The 19,907-nt window shown below is 43.3% G+C and carries 18 protein-coding genes; all 18 read left to right on the top strand.

The annotated features are described in order from the left end of the window. Positions 1-203: 203 nt before the first annotated feature. Complete coding sequence (fliS, locus tag ACYUCY_RS09985; RefSeq protein WP_460226342.1) at positions 204-602, top strand: flagellar export chaperone FliS; 399 nt, start codon at positions 204-206, stop codon at positions 600-602. Next, complete coding sequence (locus tag ACYUCY_RS09980) at positions 595-891, top strand: hypothetical protein (protein WP_460226341.1); 297 nt, start codon at positions 595-597, stop codon at positions 889-891. Before fliS ends, ACYUCY_RS09980 begins: the two co-directional genes overlap by 8 nt. A gap of 461 nt (positions 892-1,352) precedes the next feature. After that, complete coding sequence (locus ACYUCY_RS09975) at positions 1,353-2,810, top strand: sigma-54 dependent transcriptional regulator (RefSeq protein ID WP_460226340.1); 1,458 nt, start codon at positions 1,353-1,355, stop codon at positions 2,808-2,810. 440 nt (positions 2,811-3,250) lie between these two features. Next, entirely contained in the window at positions 3,251-4,558 is a 1,308-nt protein-coding gene (locus ACYUCY_RS09970; protein WP_460226339.1) for a sensor histidine kinase, read from the top strand. Positions 4,559-4,595: 37 nt separating this feature from the next. After that, complete coding sequence (locus tag ACYUCY_RS09965; protein WP_460226338.1) at positions 4,596-6,140, top strand: sigma-54-dependent transcriptional regulator; 1,545 nt, start codon at positions 4,596-4,598, stop codon at positions 6,138-6,140. Positions 6,141-6,430: 290 nt separating this feature from the next. After that, positions 6,431-6,613, top strand: coding sequence for a hypothetical protein (locus tag ACYUCY_RS09960; RefSeq protein WP_460226337.1), 183 nt, complete (start codon positions 6,431-6,433; stop codon positions 6,611-6,613). 603 nt (positions 6,614-7,216) lie between these two features. Then, positions 7,217-7,612: a flagellar hook-basal body complex protein FliE gene (gene fliE, locus ACYUCY_RS09955; RefSeq protein WP_460226336.1), complete on the top strand. Its 396-nt coding sequence runs from the start codon at positions 7,217-7,219 to the stop codon at positions 7,610-7,612. Between the two features lie 39 nt (positions 7,613-7,651). After that, a complete protein-coding gene (gene fliF, locus ACYUCY_RS09950; RefSeq protein ID WP_460226335.1) occupies positions 7,652-9,364 on the top strand; it encodes a flagellar basal-body MS-ring/collar protein FliF in 1,713 nt (570 codons plus the stop codon). A 75-nt stretch (positions 9,365-9,439) separates the two neighbouring features. After that, positions 9,440-10,474: a flagellar motor switch protein FliG gene (fliG, locus tag ACYUCY_RS09945; RefSeq protein WP_460226334.1), complete on the top strand. Its 1,035-nt coding sequence runs from the start codon at positions 9,440-9,442 to the stop codon at positions 10,472-10,474. Between the two features lie 31 nt (positions 10,475-10,505). Continuing rightward, a complete protein-coding gene (locus ACYUCY_RS09940; RefSeq protein ID WP_460226333.1) occupies positions 10,506-11,522 on the top strand; it encodes a flagellar assembly protein FliH in 1,017 nt (338 codons plus the stop codon). Next, positions 11,515-12,885: a flagellar protein export ATPase FliI gene (gene fliI, locus ACYUCY_RS09935; RefSeq protein WP_460226332.1), complete on the top strand. Its 1,371-nt coding sequence runs from the start codon at positions 11,515-11,517 to the stop codon at positions 12,883-12,885. Before ACYUCY_RS09940 ends, fliI begins: the two co-directional genes overlap by 8 nt. A 91-nt stretch (positions 12,886-12,976) precedes the next feature. Next, a complete protein-coding gene (gene fliJ / locus ACYUCY_RS09930; RefSeq protein WP_460226331.1) occupies positions 12,977-13,432 on the top strand; it encodes a flagellar export protein FliJ in 456 nt (151 codons plus the stop codon). A 285-nt stretch (positions 13,433-13,717) separates the two neighbouring features. Next, positions 13,718-14,023, top strand: a complete 306-nt coding sequence (locus tag ACYUCY_RS09925; RefSeq protein ID WP_460226330.1) for an STAS domain-containing protein — start codon at positions 13,718-13,720, stop codon at positions 14,021-14,023. 272 nt (positions 14,024-14,295) lie between these two features. Continuing rightward, positions 14,296-16,002: an ATP-binding SpoIIE family protein phosphatase gene (locus tag ACYUCY_RS09920; RefSeq protein WP_460226329.1), complete on the top strand. Its 1,707-nt coding sequence runs from the start codon at positions 14,296-14,298 to the stop codon at positions 16,000-16,002. Positions 16,003-16,035: 33 nt separating this feature from the next. After that, entirely contained in the window at positions 16,036-16,389 is a 354-nt protein-coding gene (locus ACYUCY_RS09915; protein ID WP_460226328.1) for an Hpt domain-containing protein, read from the top strand. Between the two features lie 234 nt (positions 16,390-16,623). Further along, positions 16,624-17,175, top strand: a complete 552-nt coding sequence (locus tag ACYUCY_RS09910; protein ID WP_460226327.1) for a PH domain-containing protein — start codon at positions 16,624-16,626, stop codon at positions 17,173-17,175. 77 nt (positions 17,176-17,252) lie between these two features. Then, positions 17,253-18,821 carry a PH domain-containing protein gene (locus tag ACYUCY_RS09905; RefSeq protein WP_460226326.1) on the top strand — a complete coding sequence of 523 codons (1,569 nt, stop codon included), beginning with the start codon at positions 17,253-17,255 and terminating at the stop codon, positions 18,819-18,821. Between the two features lie 142 nt (positions 18,822-18,963). Continuing rightward, positions 18,964-19,365, top strand: a complete 402-nt coding sequence (locus ACYUCY_RS09900) for a VOC family protein (protein WP_460226325.1) — start codon at positions 18,964-18,966, stop codon at positions 19,363-19,365. Positions 19,366-19,907: the final 542 nt, after the last annotated feature.

The following is a 19,907-nucleotide window of genomic DNA, read 5'->3' as shown; positions in this document are numbered from 1 at the left end:
TATATAAAAGTTCTGGTAATCAAGACTAAGCAGCAATACTTGTGCCGATATTGGCTTTATCCCTACTCATATACGGTGATTAACCTTTTGTGTGTTCTTTTTGATTCGGAGATTAAAGTTGTCTCGCGAAACGCCGTTAACCTTTTTACACGAGAATTTGTTCATTAAATATAGTCATAAATAAGCCGCTTAAGGAAACCTCGATGAATATGAATAACCCCGCCCATGCTTATTCCTCAATGCAAGTTCACACTGGTGTTAGCAGCGCCTCGCCACATCGTTTAGTACAGATGTTATTTGAAGGCGCTTTGGAACGAATTGCTCAAGCAAAAGGTGCAATGTTGCAAAAACAGGTAGAACGTAAGGGTCAGCTTATCGGCAAAGCTGTCGATATTATTGGTGGTTTACAAGGGGCTTTAGAGGATAAAGGTGAAGGGAATCTAAGTGCAAATCTTGATGCACTTTACGAATATTCGATTAGACGTTTGTTGGAAGCAAATCGCCAGAATGACACAAGCTTGTTAGATGAAGTCAGTGGTTTGTTACACGAAGTTAAAGGTGCGTGGGACGCGATTGCCGACGAGGTAGCAGATCATGCCTAAGACTTTATTACGCGCCGTCGACGAGACGATGTCCGGCACTAGCGAGAAGTTTGATTCCTTGCGCTCGATTCGTTCAAGTATGCAAAGAGCCATCTTTGATAGTGACTGGGATGCTTTAATTCGCTTGGATCGAGTTTGCATGGGGTTGGTAAGGCAGACGCACGCCACTAGCTCCTCGCTGGTCTTACAAGAATTGATAGAAGTACGGTCTTTATATAAGAACATGATAGGCAATCTGCATCTTCAACTGCAGCGCAATGGCGAGCTGGAAAAAGGAATGCACAACTAATTATCTCTATTCTTAGTTCATAAGACGAAAAAACTATAGCTATCGACTTCGTTATAAATAGTTGGCGGCTATTACCACTTCAATAAAAACGCGACAGCAATATAAGTATAAAATTCATGTACTTTTAGTTGTTAGCCCTCAAATCTACGAATAACCTTTCGTTTCTCAGTTTAATCTCATTGTTTTCTAGTAGCACAGAAATGTTGCCCCGTGAATTTTATTTATGAATAAAAGTGGCGGTGTTTAGGCAGTTTGGTATTAGTGATCAACCAATTCCAATTTTCTGACGTCATTTATTTGACCGGGTTCGCAGCCTTGTCTACAACTTAAATTAGTCCAGTCGAGTTATTGACTTGGGCAGGTAGCTCGGGAGCTAAGCTGGCATTGAAAAATATTCTTAATGCAAAGTGATCGCAGTGAGTGAATTGGAAGTTTAACTCGTAGTCAGAAGGCCATTTTACATGTGGAAAGAAATTAAGGTTTTTGTAGTCGACGATGACCAGACCCGTCGTCATGATCTTAAAGTGGTGTTGGATTTTTTGGGGGAACCAGCGATAACCGCGAGCTGCCAAGATTGGCAACAGGTAGCCCAGAATGAGTGTGAGAATAGCAGCGAAATCGTTGCCATCATTCTTGGTGATTGTGGTAGTCACCAGCCGCTGAAATCTCGTCTTGAAAGTATTCGTCAATGGGATAATGGCTGCCCGGTAATTTTAACCGGAGAAGATCAAGTTGTTGATGAATCTTGGGATCCTTATTTAAAACACATGGTTATTGGCAAATTAGAATTGCCGCCAACTTATAGCGTCTTATTAGATACATTGCATCGTGCCGAACGCTATCGCGAAGCAATTGCCGCACAAGGTAAAAATGGCGGCAACAATCGCCCAGCACATTTATTTCGTTCACTCGTTGGTACCAGTAGAAAAGTACAAAACGTTCGCGAGATGATGGCCCAAGTCGCCGACAAAGATGTCAGCGTATTGATCACCGGTGAATCAGGAACCGGTAAAGAAGTTGTCGCGCGCAACTTACATCACAATTCGCCACGGAAAAAAGCGCCCTTTGTACCGGTGAATTGTGGTGCGATACCCGCCGAACTTTTGGAAAGCGAATTGTTTGGCCATGAAAAAGGCGCATTTACTGGCGCTATTAGCTCACGCGCGGGTCGTTTCGAATTGGCCGAAGGCGGCACTTTATTTCTAGATGAAATTGGTGATATGCCCTTGGCGATGCAAGTAAAAATATTACGTGTATTGCAAGAAAAAACCTATGAGCGGGTAGGGGGGACAAAAAGTTTTACCACGGATGTAAGAATTATTGCCGCGACTCATCGGAACTTGGAACAAATGATTGAAGAGGGTACCTTTCGAGAAGATTTATATTATCGACTGAATGTTTTTCCTATCGAAATGCCATCGCTGCGTGATCGCTCTGAGGACATCCCTTTATTAATAAACGAATTGGTTTCGCGATTGGAAAGTGAAAAGCGTGGTTCAATCCGATTTAATTCTGCCGCCATCATGTCACTTTGTCGTCATGAGTGGTCAGGTAATGTTCGAGAAATGGCAAACCTAGTAGAAAGAATGGCCATCATGCATCCCTATGGGGTGGTGGGTGTTACCGATTTACCGGCTAAGTATCGTCACGTCGATAGTGTGCAGGCTGAAGAGGAAGAATTGGCAACTATTGCGGAAGTTACGGATGCCTATCAGCCCACGATGGTAAATATGAATGATCGTGCTTTGCTGCCTGAAAATGGCATTGACCTAAAGGAATATTTAACAGGTTTAGAGCGTAATCTTATTCAGCAAGCATTGGCGGATACGGGTGGCGTGGTTGCGAGAGCTGCGGATCATTTGACAATTCGGCGTACAACCCTCGTTGAGAAGATGCGTAAGTATGGATTACAGCGCTAAAACTTCTAACGGTTTTATGCGTGACCAGTATTGAGATTTACCACGGCCAAGGATGGCATTTTATTTTTTACTTGCTGATTTAATATACCTGCCGAATCAATGTATCTGCCAAATTAAAGCCCCAAGCAATCCAAAAAAATGTCTTGTCTGCACTAGCGGCCTCAGGACTCTACTCTATTACTCTGTCTAAGCTCCAGTTTCCCTCGTGATTCTGCTTACTGATCAGGATAAACCCTAAGGTTTTGAAGCACTTGTCTGCTCTTTTGGAACACTAGGAACCCTCCTTTCCTGGTCTTACGGTCAATCCTTGCCGGACTATTTTTGCCATGGGTCAAAGTTTGGCATCGCCCTTGCAAAAACCCTCACCATGACGGAATAGTGGCAGTTGTTTGACTCAGCCACCGATTCCCAAGATTCAGTCTACATAAGGGAAAGTATCTATGTCCTATGCCGTGCCAAATGGTTTGCAGGCCAGTCGTTCAGCTAACAAGCAGCATGTTGATGCGATTATCAACTTGGCAAGCAGCTCGTTTTTAGATGAAGATTGCCTTGCAGAAGATAAAGAAAATGGCGGTTCCTCATCTTCCACATTAACGGCTGGCAGTGAATTGACTCAAGCCTTCCAAGAGTTTGCGGCGCTATCGAATCAATTAAGTCATACCTATCGCGATCTCGAAGTGAGAGTCGGGCAATTAACTGAAGAATTAGCAGAGGAATCTGATCAGCGCATACGAGCGTTGGAGGAAAAAGAAAGTCTCGCAAATCGTTTAGAGCATTTACTTAATTTTTTACCGGGTGGTGTCATCGTGCTTGATGCGAGAGGAATCGTTACTGAAAGAAATCCCGTCGCGATTGAAATGTTGGGTGAGCCCCTGATGGGCGCAGCATGGCGCGATGTGATCGAGCGCTGTTTTTGTCCGAAGGAAGACGATGGTCATGAGGTATCGACGCATGACGGCCACAGAATAAGTATCGCCACTCGATCTTTGGGAAGCCAGGGTCAAATCATTCTTCTCACCGACCAAACTGAAACCCGAAAACTTCAAGCCCAATTAAGTCGTCACGAAAGACTGAGCTCTTTGGGCAAGATGGTGTCGGCTTTAGCCCATCAAATTCGTACACCTTTATCGGCGGCGTTACTTTACGCTGGTCATTTAGGCAATGAAAAAATCACTCCGGTTCAACGCAGCGACTTTTCACAAAAAATTATCAAAAGACTTGTACACATGGAACAACAAGTTCGCGATATGTTGCTGTTTGTGAAAGGTGATTTGGTTTTGAACGATAGACTAACCCTGCGCGAAATTAGTGACGCTTTGTCAGAGCAAATCGAACCCTTATTAGAAAACGTATCGTTGACCTGCTCATGGCGAGTTAGTCAACACGATGTGCTTGTCCACTGCAATAAAGATGTCCTGATCAGCGCATTAATGAATTTGGTGAACAATGCAATCCAGGCAGTCAATGGTAATGTCAAATTAGAAATAGATATTTCATCAAACAATAACGAAGTGCGTATAGCGATATTGGATAACGGACCAGGTGTCATGGGCCATGATGTCCAAGATTTACAAGAAGCTTTCGTTACCACCAAATCCCAAGGTATCGGTTTGGGTTTGGCGGTTGTGAACACTGTCGCGAAAGGTCACGGCGGTCGTTTCGAATTATCTAATCGGGAAGATGCCAATAGTGGTGCGCAAGCAACCATTCTTCTACCCAGAGTCGCACCTCGCTTACAGTCTTTATAGATCAGATTATTTATCGTTTTTAATTAGGAAATTGTTTATGTTTTCGCACAATAAAGTCATCGATGCAGATACTAATACTAAGAATCAAAAAAACTCCTCGGCTTCAGTAAATGCTGAAAAGAAAATAATTTTGGTGGTAGAAGATGATCAAGACCTTCGCGACGCTGTATGCGATACCTTGGAGCTAGCTGATTATCATGCGGTGGCGGTGAGTAGCGGAGAGTCGGCACTGGAGGTGTTAAAACATAACAACGAAATTGCCATGATCGTTTCCGATGTCAATATGGGTGGCATGGACGGCCACGCCTTGCTTCAAGAAGTGCAAAATTTATATCCGCATATTCCGATGTTGTTGGTTACCGCTTATGGCAGTGTTAACCAGTCTGTCGATGCGATGCGTCAAGGTGCTGTTGATTATTTGGTGAAGCCTTTTGCTTCACAAGTGTTGGTCGATGCGATCAATCGTTACGTCGGTGTCGGACAAAAGGGCAACTGTGACGAACCTATTGCGGTAGCTGCAAGTAGCATTAAATTATTACAGTTGGCAAAGCGCGTTGCACTGACAGAATCGACCGTGCTTATAGTTGGTGAATCTGGTATCGGTAAAGAAGTTCTTGCACGTTATATACATCGTCAATCAGAGCGTGCCGACCAACCTTTCATTGCGATTAACTGTGCGGCAATCCCAGAAAATATGTTAGAAGCCATTTTGTTTGGACACGAAAAAGGCGCATTCACCGGCGCTTATTCAAGTGCCCCAGGAAAATTTGAACAAGCTAACGGTGGCACTATTCTGTTAGACGAGATTTCGGAAATGGAGATCGGTTTACAAGCTAAATTATTGAGAGTCTTGCAAGAGCGAGAAGTTGAACGCGTTGGTGGTCGTAAGACAATTGCGTTGGATGTTCGAGTGATCGCGACCTCAAATAGAAATCTTCAACAATCCGTTGCGGATGGTTTGTTTCGGGAAGATCTATATTATCGATTAAGCGTATTACCCTTACAGTGGGCGCCACTAAGAGAACGTCCAGACGATATCGTGCCATTGGCAACGCAATTACTTTCTCGTCACGCCCACAAACAACACCGGGCCGGTGTCAGTTTGTCCGAGCAAGCCAAGATTGCCCTACTGAGTTACCCATGGCCAGGGAATGTCAGGGAACTGGATAATGTCATGCAACGGGCCTTGATTCTTCAAGGTGGCAACTCTATGGATGCGAACGATTTGGGTTTGCAGCTCAACGGTACTGAAGCGACGATTAATACTCAGGGCTCAGTGAATAATATCAGCGAGCTAAGTGGACAGAATCAAACATCATTCGCGTCAGGGCTCGCAACCCCAGTATCAAGTGGTGGCTCAGAGATTGGCTTTGGCGAGGAAGGCGGGAACGATCATTTACTGGGTAAAGATCTCAAGCAGCGAGAGTTTGAAATCATTGTTAAGGCCTTGCAGGCGGAGGGTGGTAGCCGTAAGAATACTGCAGAGCGCTTAGGCATCAGTGCACGTACCCTTCGGTATAAAATAGCCAAGTTAAAGGAGCATGGTTTGAATGTGAACACTGTTTGGGCCTCACACCGATAACCCCGAAGTTCACAGATTTTAAGGTAATGTCGGGGTTTTATTGGCCCCGCTTTTGCCCCGATTAGTTCTAGCCTACCGTTGGTCTAAAAAACCCTTCCAGTCATTTTTTTGTCACGAATTTTCTTAAAAATATACTTGACCAAGCCCCAAGCCGGGGTTATTTTCCGCTTTGTGGCTGAGCGGGACAAACAGTGTCTAGGGAGCGTAAATCGAGTCATATTCTCGATTTTTCGCCATCTGTTTTCCGGCTCATTTACATTGTGTGATTATCGTAGATGAGGATTTTCGGTATGAGCAGTAACTCTACTAATGCTTTAATTTCTGATATTGAAATGGATGATTGGTCTGATTCTGAAGATGAAGATCAGGGCGTATCAACTTTCCAAGACATCGACAGTCGCAGGATGGTTGAGAACAAACTAGAAGACTTGAGATTATTAAGAGAAACCAGCGATTACGATTTCGATTATTAATTATTAGTTCTTCTTAGCAAGTAAAGTCCCTTGGTTTCACTTCTCAATTCCTGAGAGGAACCAATACTCTAGTTCTACTATTGGAAATAACCACAGACTCAAAGTAAAGCACCTCAAGGAATTGAGGTGCTTTTTTATTTGCCCAAGCTTTTCTAGCCTTCATTTTATTGTCTCCTCAAAACGCTCACCTCAGAAATTGTCTCCTCAAAATTGCTACCTCAAACGCAAACTTCTCGTCATCCCTTTGTCGGCATTCCAACTTTCAGTAATTCCTTTAAATATTGTGAGCTTTTGTATGAGTGGCGATTTTTAGGCGAGCAAACAAGCGGCGTGCTCTGGATCGGGGTTTATATAGAGTAAATCAGAATTCGGGCACGATGCAGATTCAACCAGTATAAAAACTACACGTATACGAGGCCTTCCAGGCAATTATTTGCCGCTCGGCAATCCTTGGCCCACTTTGTGCATTTTTCGGTTAGCGGACAGTTTTGGCCTGGTGAATGCCAATATATTGTCACTTGGTTTTTCCTGCGTGGCGGAAGCGCCAACAGTATTTTGCCAAGCGCGAAGAGTTAGCCGTATCAAGAGAAGAGAGATGAACCAATGACAGATCGAGTTGATATCAGTCGCTTGTTAGGTGAGATGAGAACATTGAAATCTCAGGCGCAAGTATTTCAAGGCCCCGGATCGATGGCCATGCGGGATCGCCCGGTTTCTCCTATTGGTGATCGCATGCAGGGCCTCGGCACGCCAGGCGTGGGTGAGACAAGCAAAGCGCCAAGTTTTGGCGATATTTTTGAAAGTGCGATCGATAAAGTTAATGAAACTCAAAAGGCGTCGGGCGCGTTGGCGACAGCTTATGAGTTAGGCGACCCAAACGTTGATATCACTGATGTAATGATTGCTTCGCAAAAAGCGAGTGTGTCTTTTCAAGCGATGTTGCAGGTGCGAAACAAATTAGTCGATGCCTATCGCGACGTATTAAATATGCCAATTTAATGAAATGAATAATTTTTAAGTTTGAGCAGAGAGAGAAGTATGGCAGCAGACGTAACACAATCGGATAACCTACCCGCCCAAAGTAGCTCTTCAGGTGGCGGCAATGATTTGATGGCTGGTTTCAACAGCCTAAATGTTTTGCGGCAATTTGGCTTGATGATTGGCCTCGCGATTAGTGTCGCTGTAGGTGTCGCCATTGTTATGTGGAGCCGTGAACCGGATTACCGTGCAGTTTATGGCAACCTTGATAATCTTGATGCTGCGCAAGTTTCAGAAATTCTGGATAACAACAATATTAAATACAAAATTGATACGAAGAACGGCGCTTTGTTGGTTGCCAGTGATGACGTCAATAAAGCGCGTTTAAAGCTTGCCGAAGTTGGTTTGCCCGGTGACAGCAATGTAGGTTTCGAATTATTAGATCAAGAACAACCCCTCGGTAGTAGCCAATTCATGGAAAGCGCACGGTATCGACGTAGCTTAGAGGGCGAGTTGGCAAGAACGATAACCAGTATTAATAGCGTTCGTAGTGCGAGAGTCCATTTAGCAATTCCGAAAGCATCGGTATTCGTTCGTGATGCAAGAGAACCAAGAGCGTCGGTATTTTTAGAATTATTTGCGGGACGAACATTGACACCACAGCAAGTTCAAGCAATAGGTAATCTTGTCGCTTCAAGTATTTCCGAATTAAATTTCCAAGATGTCACTATCGTTGATCAAAAAGGCCAACTTTATTCAACGGAAACCGAAAATTCTGAATTTGTTATGGCGGGCAAGCAACAAGAATACACACGAAATTTAGAAAAAGATTACACGCGTCGGGTGAGCAGTATTATTCAACCCATAGTCGGTAACGAAAACTATCGTGCAGAAGTCAGTGCCGACATTGATTTCACCGAAATAGAACAAGCTGCCGAAACTTTTAATCCGGATTTGCCGGCCATTCGCAGTGAGCAAACCTTAGAAGAAAGTCGAGCCAATGGTTCGGCTATTGGTGGAATCCCTGGTGCTTTGAGCAATCAACCGCCGGGCGGAGGACAAGCCCCAGAGCAAGCCGTGCCACAAGACGGCGAAGCACCTGTTGCACCGCCGAATAATACTCGTAATCAAGCCACCAGAAATTTTGAGCTGGATCGAACCATCAGCTATACCAAACATCAAGTGGGTAAGCTAAGACGTTTAACCGTCGCTGTAGTATTGAATGACAAAATTACTGTCGACCCGGAAACGCAAGCTGAAACACGAGTATCTTGGACCCAAGCTGAATTGGATCGTTTGTCGGTATTGGTCAGAGATGCGGTTGGGTATTCAGCTTCTCGTGGCGACAGCGTCAATATAATCAACTCTCCCTTTTTCGTTCCGCCTTTAGAAGCAGAAATTGAAATTTCTGAACCCGCTATATGGGAACAAGCTTGGTTCCTCTCGATTCTCAAGCAAGTAGGGGGCGTACTCGTCGTTCTAGGTCTATTATTTGGGTTAGTGCGGCCGGTTCTAAAAAACCTTTCTCATTCGGGCTTACGTGTTCGAGAAATGGATGATGCGAGGGAGTTGGCGTCGTTAGAAGCCGCGGGACTCAATAGTTTAGATAGCCTATCGGATGAAACCGTCACACTTAGTGGGGGTGGGTCGTTAAGCTTGCCAAGTCCCGAACAAGATTACGAACAACGCTTAAATACCGTGAGAGGATTAATCGCAGATGATCCCGGTCGCGTTGCGCAAGTGGTAAAACGTTGGGCCGCAGTTGAAGAGTAAAAACATTCTGCAAGGCAGCGGGTAAAAATGATTCAAAAAGATCATCCGAAAAGATTGAGATAAGAGAAGAAATACATGGCGGAAGCGACAGCAAATAAAAACAACGAAGCAGCAACTCTAAAATTAAGTCGGATCGATCAAGCGGCAGTTTTGTTGATGTCTTTAGGTGAGCTAGATGCCGCCGAGATTCTCAAACACATGGGGCCGAAAGAAGTACAGCGTTTAGGTTTTGCAATGTCTCACCTTAACAATGTTCAGCAAAATGAAGTCGAAGGCGTGCTCAATAATTTTCTCGCCGAAGTGAGTACTCAAACCGGATTAGGCATGGGCGCAGATAGTTACATTCGTAACATGTTAGTGAGCGCGTTGGGTGAAGATAAAGCCAATGGGCTTATAGATAAAATTTTGCTCGGCGGAGAAAGTGCAGGTTTAGACACCTTAAAGTGGATGGATGCGCGCTCGGTTGCCGATATGATTCGCAATGAACATCCACAAATTCAAGCCATCGTGATTGCTTATTTAGAGCCAGATCAGTCCGCAGATATTCTGGCGCAATTCAATGAAAAAGCACGACTCGATATCATGATGCGGGTTGCTTCTTTGGATACGATTCAGCCCGGCGCATTAAACGAATTGAATTCTATTCTTGAAAAACAATTCGCCCGTAAAGCGAACGCGCAAACTAAAGATATTGGTGGTTACAAAGTTGCTGCCGATATTATGAATTTCCTCGATGGCGCCATCGAAGCAGAATTGATGGATGCGATGAAAGATATTGATGAGGAAATGGGCACGGAAATACAAGATTTGATGTTTGTATTTGATAATTTGAAAGCCCTTGAGGATCGAGGTATCCAAGCCTTATTACGCGAAGTGTCTTCGGATGTACTAATCATCGCCTTGAAAGGTGCGGATGAAGAACTGCAAGAAAAAATATTTAAAAATATGTCGAAACGAGCAGCAGAGTTGTTGCGGGATGACTTAGAAGCAAAAGGGCCCGTACGTTTGTCTGAAGTTGAAACCGCACAAAAAGATATTCTAACCATCGCTCGTCGCATGGCTGAATCGGGCGAGATTCAATTAGGCGGTGGCGGCGAGCAAATGGTTTAAACACCACAGTTTTGCTTTGGAAATCTAGCCAATGACGTATAGCACGAAAGGACCAACTTCTGAAATCGATAGCGAAGATTGCCTTCCTTGGTTTCCGCCGTTAATCGATGATGCCGGTAATATATTACCCAGTGCAGAAAAAGAAGATCGGCAACGTCAAGAACAAGAAAAAAAACGCCGCAACGAGATTGTCGGTCAAACCATTCAGCGACCTAAAAAATTAAAACCGATGACGGCAAAACAGCTATCGGATCTTGCCGATAGCGCTTATCAAGATGGCTACACTGCCGGATTTAAACAAGGTGAACAGGACGGAAAGCAAAAAGGCGAGCAAGCAGGACTCAAACAAGGTCTGGATGAGTCTCGCGCGCAAACTGCTCCTCATCGAGCGCAATTACAACAATTAATCGATGGTTTGTTGCTTCCTTTTGAAGGGCAGACTAAACAACTTGAACTTATGTTGTTGGATACTGTTGTTGCCTTAACCAAATCCATGACTCGATGCGAACTTACGAGTGATTATTCCCACATAGAAAAGCTCGTTCGAGAAGCACTTTTGGCCTTGCCTTCTGGCTCAGATAATATTTCTATTCACGTACATCCGAATGATCTTGCCTTGCTAAACGATTTTTATGTCGAGAGAGTAAATGATTGGCAGTTAGTTTCTGATCCGCGAATCACTCAAGGTGGATGTAAAGTTGAAACCAAACAAAGCCTGGTAGATTTTTCCGTTGAAACTCGCTTACAAGATCTCTGTAAGCAATTTGTTGATGGCAAGCTCATGGATGCATCGTCTGAAGCAATCGAAATTGAAGAAGAACCTGATGAAGCTAATCAAAACCAACAAATTCCTGAACCGCCTGCGCAACGACCTCCGCAAGACCTGCCGCAACAAGAAGCGTTAAAGGTTGATAGTGACTTAACTTCAGAAACAGATCGTTCAGCGAAGGACGAATCAGCTACTCCAAACTCTGCAGAAGAACGTTCAGTAAGCGACGCAGGCCTAGACACAGACGAGTTAAACCAACAGGGCGGCGAGAATGAATGATTCTCCTGAATCATTGTTGACTCGTATCGAGCGTTATCATTTACGTAAACCAGTGCACATAGACGCTGAGGCGCAGGGATATTTAACTCGCTCCATTGGTTTAACTTTAGAAGCCGTGGGACTAAAAGCCTCCGTGGGTGATCAGTGCGAAGTAATCATCGACGACAAAAAAATTGAGGCGGAAGTTGTTGGCTTTGCCAATGAAAAAATTTATCTCATGCCCATCGAGCGTATTTCTGGGGTGCAACCTGGTGCGCGAGTGGTGCCAGTGTCGGCAAACAATGGCATTAAAATTGGGAATGAATGTTTAGGTCGTGTGATAGACGGATTAGGTAAACCGCTGGATGGAAAACACGGCTATCTAGGCGATAAGTTTCTATCGTTAACACCTAAAACAATTAATCCGATGCAACGCCATCCTATCGATCAAAGTTTAGATGTTGGTATTCAATCAATTAACGCTTTGCTAACCGTGGGCCGCGGGCAGCGCTTGGGTTTGTTCGCCGGTAGTGGTGTGGGCAAAAGTGTGTTGTTGGGAATGATGACAAAGTTCACTAAAGCTGATGTGATTGTAGTGGGCCTTATTGGCGAACGCGGTCGAGAAGTTAAAGAATTTATTGATAACGTGCTTGGCAAAGAAGGCTTGGCTCGCGCTGTCATTGTCGCGTCGCCTGCCGATGATGTTCCTTTGATGCGATTGCGTGCGTCGCAACTAGCAACACGGGTCGCAGAACATTTTCGTGACGAAGGCAAAAACGTATTACTACTCATGGATTCTTTAACTCGCTTTGCACAAGCGCAGCGCGAAATTTCATTAGCGATCGGGGAGCCTCCTGCTACAAAAGGTTATCCACCTAGCGTGTTTGCAAAAATTCCTCAGCTTGTTGAAAGAGCGGGGAACGCGGATAAAGGTGAAGGATCAATTACTGCGTTTTACACAGTACTAACCGAAGGCGATGATTTGCAGGATCCTATTGCCGATGCAGCAAGAGCAATTTTAGATGGCCATATTGTTCTGTCACGACAATTGGCTGACGAAGGTATTTATCCGGCAGTCGATGTAGAAAAATCAATAAGTCGGGTAATGCCCAGTATTGTAAATCCAGAACACCTTGCCTTAACGCAACGTTTTAAACAATTGATGGCGATCTACCAACAGAATAAAGATCTTGTTAGCGTCGGGGCGTATAAACCAGGCGCTGATTTAGAAGTGGACGCGAGCATCGAACGGCTACCTCATTTACGGCAATTTATTCGTCAAGATTTTAATAGTGATGTAAATTACCACGACAGCGTTTCCAATCTCGAAGCGTTAATTAAGCCCTCTTATGTTCACAGTCAGCCTGTGTCAGTAACGAAATAATTTTTTGTTAAAACTTTTCGAGAAGCATCGATAGATATTATCAAACCTAAAAATAGAACCAGTAACTAAGCGACAAGTCGCCGTTAAACGCATGGCAAATTCGAAGTCATTATCAGTCGTTAAAAAATTAGCTGAACGCAAAGAAGCTGATGCGATGACATTGTTGCAAAGCCATCAAGGTCAGTTGCAGTCCGACCTTGCTCAGTACCAGCAGATTGACGAGTACTATCAAGAGTACATTGGCAAGATTACAACCCAGCGTTCGATAAGTATCGGCGACTTGAAATCCTACCGATTATTCGCCCATCAATTGTCGGACTCGATGACTCAGATGCAACAAAAGATCGATCGTTTACAGGGCGTCATAACACAACTTCAAAGCAACTGGCTGTTGTTGAAAAAAAAGCGTGAAGCCATCGATGAGCTGATAGCCAGGGCTGCCGCCGAGGCGCAGAGCGAAGAGGACCGCATAGAGCAAAAAATAGCGGATGAATTGATTAACCAGCGCAGTCACTACGAGAATAAATCCCCTTATTCATCTTCCTAGGCCTATTTAAGTTAATCAGCTAAGTTGTTAATATTGCTGATTATTTTTCGATGAATTCGTCAAAATCAGCCTTATTTGGCACTAGGTGAAGAGCATTCGATTATTTTTCGCTCTAGTCTTTGATCTAGGCGAAAAGAAACCGTAATAAAATTGCGCTTGCACCGCGAATTTTGGTCTATGCTTATGATTGTCGACGCCGCGTCCTGGCTGCGACCATTCGATCTCTAAGGCGAATATCAAGGTAGATCTAACACAACGGAATTCAATATCAGTAAGAGGTAAGTTATGCCAATCAATTCATCCATGTCGAGCGACGGTACTGAGCTAGTGATTGCAGTACAGGGACGGTTCGATTTCAGTGCTCATCAAGATTTTCGCCGGACCTATGAAAGCTTGGATTCTCCACCCAAATGTTATGCTGTCGATATGCGCGAAGCGACTTATCTCGATAGCTCTGCGTTGGGAATGCTTTTGTTGCTACGCGACTATGCTGGTGGCGATACTTCTGATGTAAAGATTGTTAACTGTAGTTCTGATGTGAAAAAAATCTTAACTATATCTAATTTTGAACAATTATTTGCCATTCAATAAATGCAATTTTTGTTTGGCATTTGTAAAATTTATACATCGAACAAATAAGTATTTTTTCAATAAGAAAACACGTGCGAGTCCTTAGAAAGTCAAGCAGGTAGCAAAAAGGGATGTATGCGTTCGTTCATAAAGGCAAACTGCCAATCATCAATACATAGGCAAGAAGTGGTGCAAAGTTTTAATTGCTTGACCGGACGGAATCCGATATCAAATCCTTTCTTAATAGATGATTCTCTCGATAAATTTTCTAAGCTAAAGTAGTAGATGTTTTAATGGCTGCGAATACCGCATTAAAAATCTTAATCGCCGATGATACAGATACAGATCGTCTGATCTTAGAATCGATTGTTAGAAAAGAAGGCCATGAAGTTGTAAGTGCGAAAGACGGTTTAGAAGCCGTCGCGCGTTTTCAGGAAGAACAACCCGATATTATTCTACTAGATGCATTGATGCCAAATCTCGATGGTTTTGATGCGGCTCGTCAAATTAAAGCACTCGCCGGCGAACAACTCATCCCCATAATATTTTTAACGTCCTTAACGGACGCTGAATCCTTAGTAAAGTGTCTAGAAGCGGGGGGCGATGATTTTCTTCAAAAACCCTACAATCGCATTATTCTCAAAGCAAAGATTGAATCCTTCAATCGCATGCGCGAAATTCACAGTACGATGCTGCTACAGCGCGACCAGATTGTTATACATAACGATCACCTTATTCAAGAGCAGACCGTTGCCAAACAAGTCTTTGATAATATCGCACATAGTGGTTGTTTAGATGCAAGCAACGTTAAACATTATTTGTCGCCGATGGCAGTATTCAATGGCGACGTACTCGTTGCATCTCTGCGCCCATCTGGCAGCATGGCGGTCCTATTGGGAGACTTTACAGGTCATGGTTTGCCAGCAGCCATTGGTGCAATGCCGCTAGCATCAATTTTTTACGGCATGACGCAAAAAGGCTTTGCGCTAACTGATATCCTTCGTGAAATAAATTTAAAACTAAAATCAATTTTGCCAATTGGTGTCTTTTGCTGCGCGACCTTTGCGGAAATAGATTTTAGGACGGGTAAGGCCACGGTTTGGTGCGGTGGCTTGCCGGATTGCTTTATCTATCGAGCGGCGACTAAAGCCGTTGAACCTATTCGCTCCACACACTTGCCTTTGGGGGTTTTGTCTAACAGTCAATTTAAAACTGATTGTGTGCATTTGGAATTGGAATTAGGTGATCGCTTATTGATGTCGTCAGACGGTATTCATGAAGCTCGAAATGAACAAGGTGAAATGTTCGGTGAAGACCGTCTATACGATGTGTTTAAAAATTGTCAGAAACCTGAAAGCGTCTTTGATGACATATTAAAATCCGTACAAAACTTTGTTGGTGAAATTGAAGTTGATGATGATCTTTCCTTGGTGGAAATTACCATGGTGGATCCTGGCGATGTTAAATCCGCTTCGTCCCAAACCGATCTTTCCGATGGTCCAGGTTTGATGGATTGGAGTATGGATTTCGAAGTCAAAGCTTCAACGTTAAAATCATTTGATCCACTGCCGCTAATGTTAAATATCGTGACTGAAGTACCGGGTTTACGTTCCCATAGCAGTAGTCTCTACACCATATTGGCAGAACTTTATTCGAATTCGCTCGAACATGGAGTGTTGCGCTTGGACTCCACGCTAAAGAAAACGCCAGAAGGTTTTAGCGAATATTACAGCTTGCGAGAAGAGCGCTTGCAGAGTGTTAGTGAAGGCTTTGTGCGATTTCATTTTGAACATCAAGTGGATGAAAAAGGCGGTAAATTGGTGATTAAGTTATCGGATAGTGGCCCCGGTTTTAATTATGAAAAAGCCATGACCAAAGAAGGTCAGAATCTAGGTTATTGCGGGCGGGGGATCACACTGATGCAGGATTTATGTGAATCTTTTGGATACATCGGAAACGGCAACGAAGTTCGGGCTGAGTATCGATGGTTGCAACCATAAACATGTTTAAAAAGTAGCAAAGAGGGGGTCTTTATGGAAAATCAAGAACATGTCGATTCGGCGACTTTGACAATGTTGCAAGAAATATTGGAAGATGGTTTTGCCGGTTTACTGCAGACGTTTATTAGTGATACGGCGGAACGTTTAGTGCAATTACAAAGCGCCTTAGAGAGCCAAGATTGCGATAGCGTTAGACGAGGTGCCCACAGCATTAAAGGCAGTGCCAGCAACTTGGGTGCCCATAAGCTCGCGGGTTTTGCCTCTGAATTAGAAGCTAAAGGTCGCGATGAAGATCTATCGGGTACTGAAAATTTACTTGATAATATTCGCAGTGAATATCAGGAAGTAGAAGTGATTATGCAAGGTATCTTAAAGGACATAGAATAAAAACCCGCATCTATCGAGTTTATTGCGACGGTTTGTATAACCACATATTTTCCTCATCCCTCTAACTTTTTCCATCCTCAGTTTTTAAAAATTAGCTCGCTCAAACATATTCTTCTCCCTTTCTTATTAGTACGTCCGATTAAGAAGTGCATAGATATTCCTAAGGTTTGAGGAATAGCATTTACAGTATCCGTATTTCTCGGTATAAAGGTTCAGGTTTGTACAGGAGTTATTATGGAATTTGTGAATCCGCCACTCAGTATTGATCAAGCTGAAAATCTTGATGATGAGCCATGGTGCCCAGTGTGTAAGCGCTATACTGTGCAACTGCAAATCGTTACCTCAATCTATGCTGCAATATTTATTCTTGCTCCCTTTATTGCCACTTTCTTATTCGCAGAATACTCAGACCTACCCGTTATTCGTCCAGCACTTTACGCTTTGATGGTGGTGTTTTTAATCGTAATTTTCTTATTGATTCCTCGCAAAGTAAAACATACTAAATATTTATTAAGAAGATTGGACGCGCATTTGCAAAGTGGATTGATGTGGCGAAGGACCGTGTCTGTCGGAATTAATCGCATACAGCACATGGAGATCACCCAAGGGCCGATAGAGCGCATCTTAGGTCTTAGTCGCCTTGCAATTTTTACCGCCGGCGGTAACCGTTCCGATTTAACGATTCCTGGTTTAGTTACCGAAGATGCCCAACGTTTGAAAGCTCAGTTGCTAAAATTGGCTACCTTGGATGATGACGAAGATGATGCAGGAATCCTAAGTTCTTGATCGATCATTCGTTGCGAAGATATAAAAACATTGAGTTATTGTAAAGCGAAGTTATAAATAAAATAAGAAGCCAATCAATGAGCGAAAGTGATAGTCGAAAATCGGACTTTGTAATTGGCGATCATCAAAAGTGGTTGCGTATTTCACCTATTTCTATTGTTTATTTTCTATTTTCTTCAGCAAAGCATATATTTAACGCTTGGCCGGGCATCGTCGCCCTTTGGGCTGCTGGCGAAACCGTACGCAGTTATTTTTGGGCTTATGGTCTACCAGCAATCATTGGTTTGATTGTCCTTTCGCTTTTATTACAGTTCTGGTTTTTTAGATTCAAAATTGAAAAAGATAGAATTCAAATCCATAGTGGCGCTTTAAGTCGAAAAAAACTTAATCTTGACTTTGAAAGAGTTCAACAAGCCGATATAGCTCAGCCTTTCTACTTTCGCCCTTTTGGTTTGGCGACTCTGGGTTTAGAAAGCGCCGGATCTTCGCAACAAGAAGTCAATATCCCTGGGATTCCATATAAATATGCGCTAGAACTAAAGGCCTTTATTCTTGCCCATCGCGACACCCTCGGAGACTCTGCAAAAAAAACCGATCAGGTTTCAGAATCGTCTGATGCTTCTTCCTCCTCCCTAACTTATAAAAGATCAAGTGAAGTTAACTATGAGTTGCGTTTGCCCTGGACTGAAGTGGCGCGCCACGGATTGATGCACAACGGTTTGCTGTTGTTTCTCGCTTTTTTGTATCCTATAACTCAGCGCGCAGGAGATTTTTTTGAGGAATTGTTGCTGCGCCTAGAGGGTACGGTATTAATGAATTGGGCGGAATCAGTTCAAGCCGAAAATACTGTTTGGGTAATGGTGTTTATTGCTTTTATTGTTATCACGCTAGGTATTATTGTTTTATTTTTGGCATCCATAGTTATTGCGCTTTTCATGTACTGGGATTACCACCTAACCCGCGTTGAAGATCAGTATCAATATCGCGCTGGATTAGCCACGATTAAAACCCGAGGTTTTCGGCTTCATAAACTACAGCAGGTGACAATCTATCAGGGTCTGATCGCTCGTTTGCTAAGGCGCTATACACTAAGTATCAGTAAAGCCGGGCGAGCGGTGCAATCAGGCGGAGAGCAAGGTAGCAAAAAATTCTTAATTCCTGTGCTAAAAATCGAAACGTTAGAAGAGTTAAAACAACAACTCAATATACCCTCGCCACAGTGGCAGAGAGTTAGCCCCTTATTTATTTTTTGGAATACATTTATCGTAGCGAGTCTGATTTCTGTTCCAATGTTAAGTTTGTTGCTAGTTAATGAGCTGCCATTGTGGTGGACGGTGTCGAGTTATACGGTATTCGGATTATTTTTCTGGCGACGTTGGGCTTGCCTAGGTGTGCATCAAGATCAAAACTGGTTGGCAGTGAAGTCTGGTTTTATCGGTATTGAGACTATTTGGCTGCCCATTGGTAAAGCACAAAAAATGCAAGTTAGCCAACCACCATGGTTAAAATCGAGTGGTTTGGCTAATTTAAATATATGGGGCGCGGATGGCAATATCTACTTCCCCTTCATTCCTTTAAACGCTGCGAAAACAGTTCGCGATAGAACTTTAGAGAAAGTGGTTACTTTTAAAGGGAAGTGGTTTTAGGTTTTTCACGAGTTCTTCGGTTTAACCAGAATACTGAGCAGAGCGTCAGGATATATAGAGCAAAGTATAAGTTACACATTGATTCAGGACAGAGTCGATGTGTGTTAACTCATAGTTTACGTAAACCTGGGTCGTAAAAAAAATGAAAGAAATTACTAGAATAAATCACGTAGGAATTAGAGTGACCAACTTGGAATTATCTAGAAAGTTTTATGAGAAGATCGGTTTTGAATTTATCGTTGGGCCGATCGGCCCGGAACCCGTCGCAATTATGGAGCACCCCTCAGGCATTAATATTAATTTTATTCTAAACGCGAAGACAAATGAGCCACTTAATATGTTAATGGACGTCCCAGAAAAGTACACCGGATATACCCATATGGCCCTCGAAGTTACCGATCTTGAATCTGTGAAAATAAATTTATCTAATCTTGAAATTCCGATTAGCGGTGGCCCGATTGTACTTCCCGACGGTGTGACATTTATGTTTATCAGAGACCCCGACAAAAACGTTATCGAATTTCATCAACCTGCAGAAAGTTAGTCAGCATAGTAGCCAATAAAACTTGCATGGCTAAATGAGTTAGGGGCGTACAGCTAATTGCCAGGCGAGCCCTTGATAATTCTCTACTGTTATTTTCTTAAAGAGTCAAAGCCGCCTCATCCCCATCGCGACGACAATCTTTCTATCGTTCGGGCTCTTCAGCTGTTGGCAAATTCGTCATTCTAAGTTCATAGATAACGCCAGTTATTTTCTATCCTGTTCGGCATCAAACTAATCGTTTGAGTTTTGGACGACAAACTATATGCCAAATAGGGCTGTAGTTCGTTCCCCTGTCGCTAAGAAATGGGTAAAAAACAGAAGTCCGCCACAGTTTCTTCTTTACAAAAAAGCTAATCTTTCTAAATCAATTAGAGCCTAGGTTTGGTCAACTGCACGCTGTATTAAGTTCTGGTTGAGAATTCGTTGGAATTGGTGAAAGGGATTGTTGGGCTTTGTTATTTTATAAAGTCTGGCATGCAATTTTGGTAAGGCATCTGACGAATAGTTTTCTACACATGAAATTAAACTAATGGTCTTATGGA

Source organism: Aurantivibrio infirmus (assembly GCF_054767315.1).
Note: the sequence above shows the minus strand (reverse complement) of the source record. Positions and strands in the feature narration are given on the sequence as shown.

Excerpts from the sequence above, each read along its gene's own strand:
- fliS (WP_460226342.1), top strand. The coding sequence starts at position 204 with ATGAATATGAATAACCCCGCCCATGCTTATTCCTCAATGCAAGTTCAC.
- ACYUCY_RS09980 (WP_460226341.1), top strand. The coding sequence starts at position 595 with ATGCCTAAGACTTTATTACGCGCCGTCGACGAGACGATGTCCGGCACT.
- ACYUCY_RS09975 (WP_460226340.1), top strand. The coding sequence starts at position 1,353 with ATGTGGAAAGAAATTAAGGTTTTTGTAGTCGACGATGACCAGACCCGT.
- ACYUCY_RS09970 (WP_460226339.1), top strand. The coding sequence starts at position 3,251 with ATGTCCTATGCCGTGCCAAATGGTTTGCAGGCCAGTCGTTCAGCTAAC.
- ACYUCY_RS09965 (WP_460226338.1), top strand. The coding sequence starts at position 4,596 with ATGTTTTCGCACAATAAAGTCATCGATGCAGATACTAATACTAAGAAT.
- ACYUCY_RS09960 (WP_460226337.1), top strand. The coding sequence starts at position 6,431 with ATGAGCAGTAACTCTACTAATGCTTTAATTTCTGATATTGAAATGGAT.
- fliE (WP_460226336.1), top strand. The coding sequence starts at position 7,217 with ATGACAGATCGAGTTGATATCAGTCGCTTGTTAGGTGAGATGAGAACA.
- fliF (WP_460226335.1), top strand. The coding sequence starts at position 7,652 with ATGGCAGCAGACGTAACACAATCGGATAACCTACCCGCCCAAAGTAGC.
- fliG (WP_460226334.1), top strand. The coding sequence starts at position 9,440 with ATGGCGGAAGCGACAGCAAATAAAAACAACGAAGCAGCAACTCTAAAA.
- ACYUCY_RS09940 (WP_460226333.1), top strand. The coding sequence starts at position 10,506 with ATGACGTATAGCACGAAAGGACCAACTTCTGAAATCGATAGCGAAGAT.
- fliI (WP_460226332.1), top strand. The coding sequence starts at position 11,515 with ATGAATGATTCTCCTGAATCATTGTTGACTCGTATCGAGCGTTATCAT.
- fliJ (WP_460226331.1), top strand. The coding sequence starts at position 12,977 with ATGGCAAATTCGAAGTCATTATCAGTCGTTAAAAAATTAGCTGAACGC.
- ACYUCY_RS09925 (WP_460226330.1), top strand. The coding sequence starts at position 13,718 with ATGCCAATCAATTCATCCATGTCGAGCGACGGTACTGAGCTAGTGATT.
- ACYUCY_RS09920 (WP_460226329.1), top strand. The coding sequence starts at position 14,296 with ATGGCTGCGAATACCGCATTAAAAATCTTAATCGCCGATGATACAGAT.
- ACYUCY_RS09915 (WP_460226328.1), top strand. The coding sequence starts at position 16,036 with ATGGAAAATCAAGAACATGTCGATTCGGCGACTTTGACAATGTTGCAA.
- ACYUCY_RS09910 (WP_460226327.1), top strand. The coding sequence starts at position 16,624 with ATGGAATTTGTGAATCCGCCACTCAGTATTGATCAAGCTGAAAATCTT.
- ACYUCY_RS09905 (WP_460226326.1), top strand. The coding sequence starts at position 17,253 with ATGAGCGAAAGTGATAGTCGAAAATCGGACTTTGTAATTGGCGATCAT.
- ACYUCY_RS09900 (WP_460226325.1), top strand. The coding sequence starts at position 18,964 with ATGAAAGAAATTACTAGAATAAATCACGTAGGAATTAGAGTGACCAAC.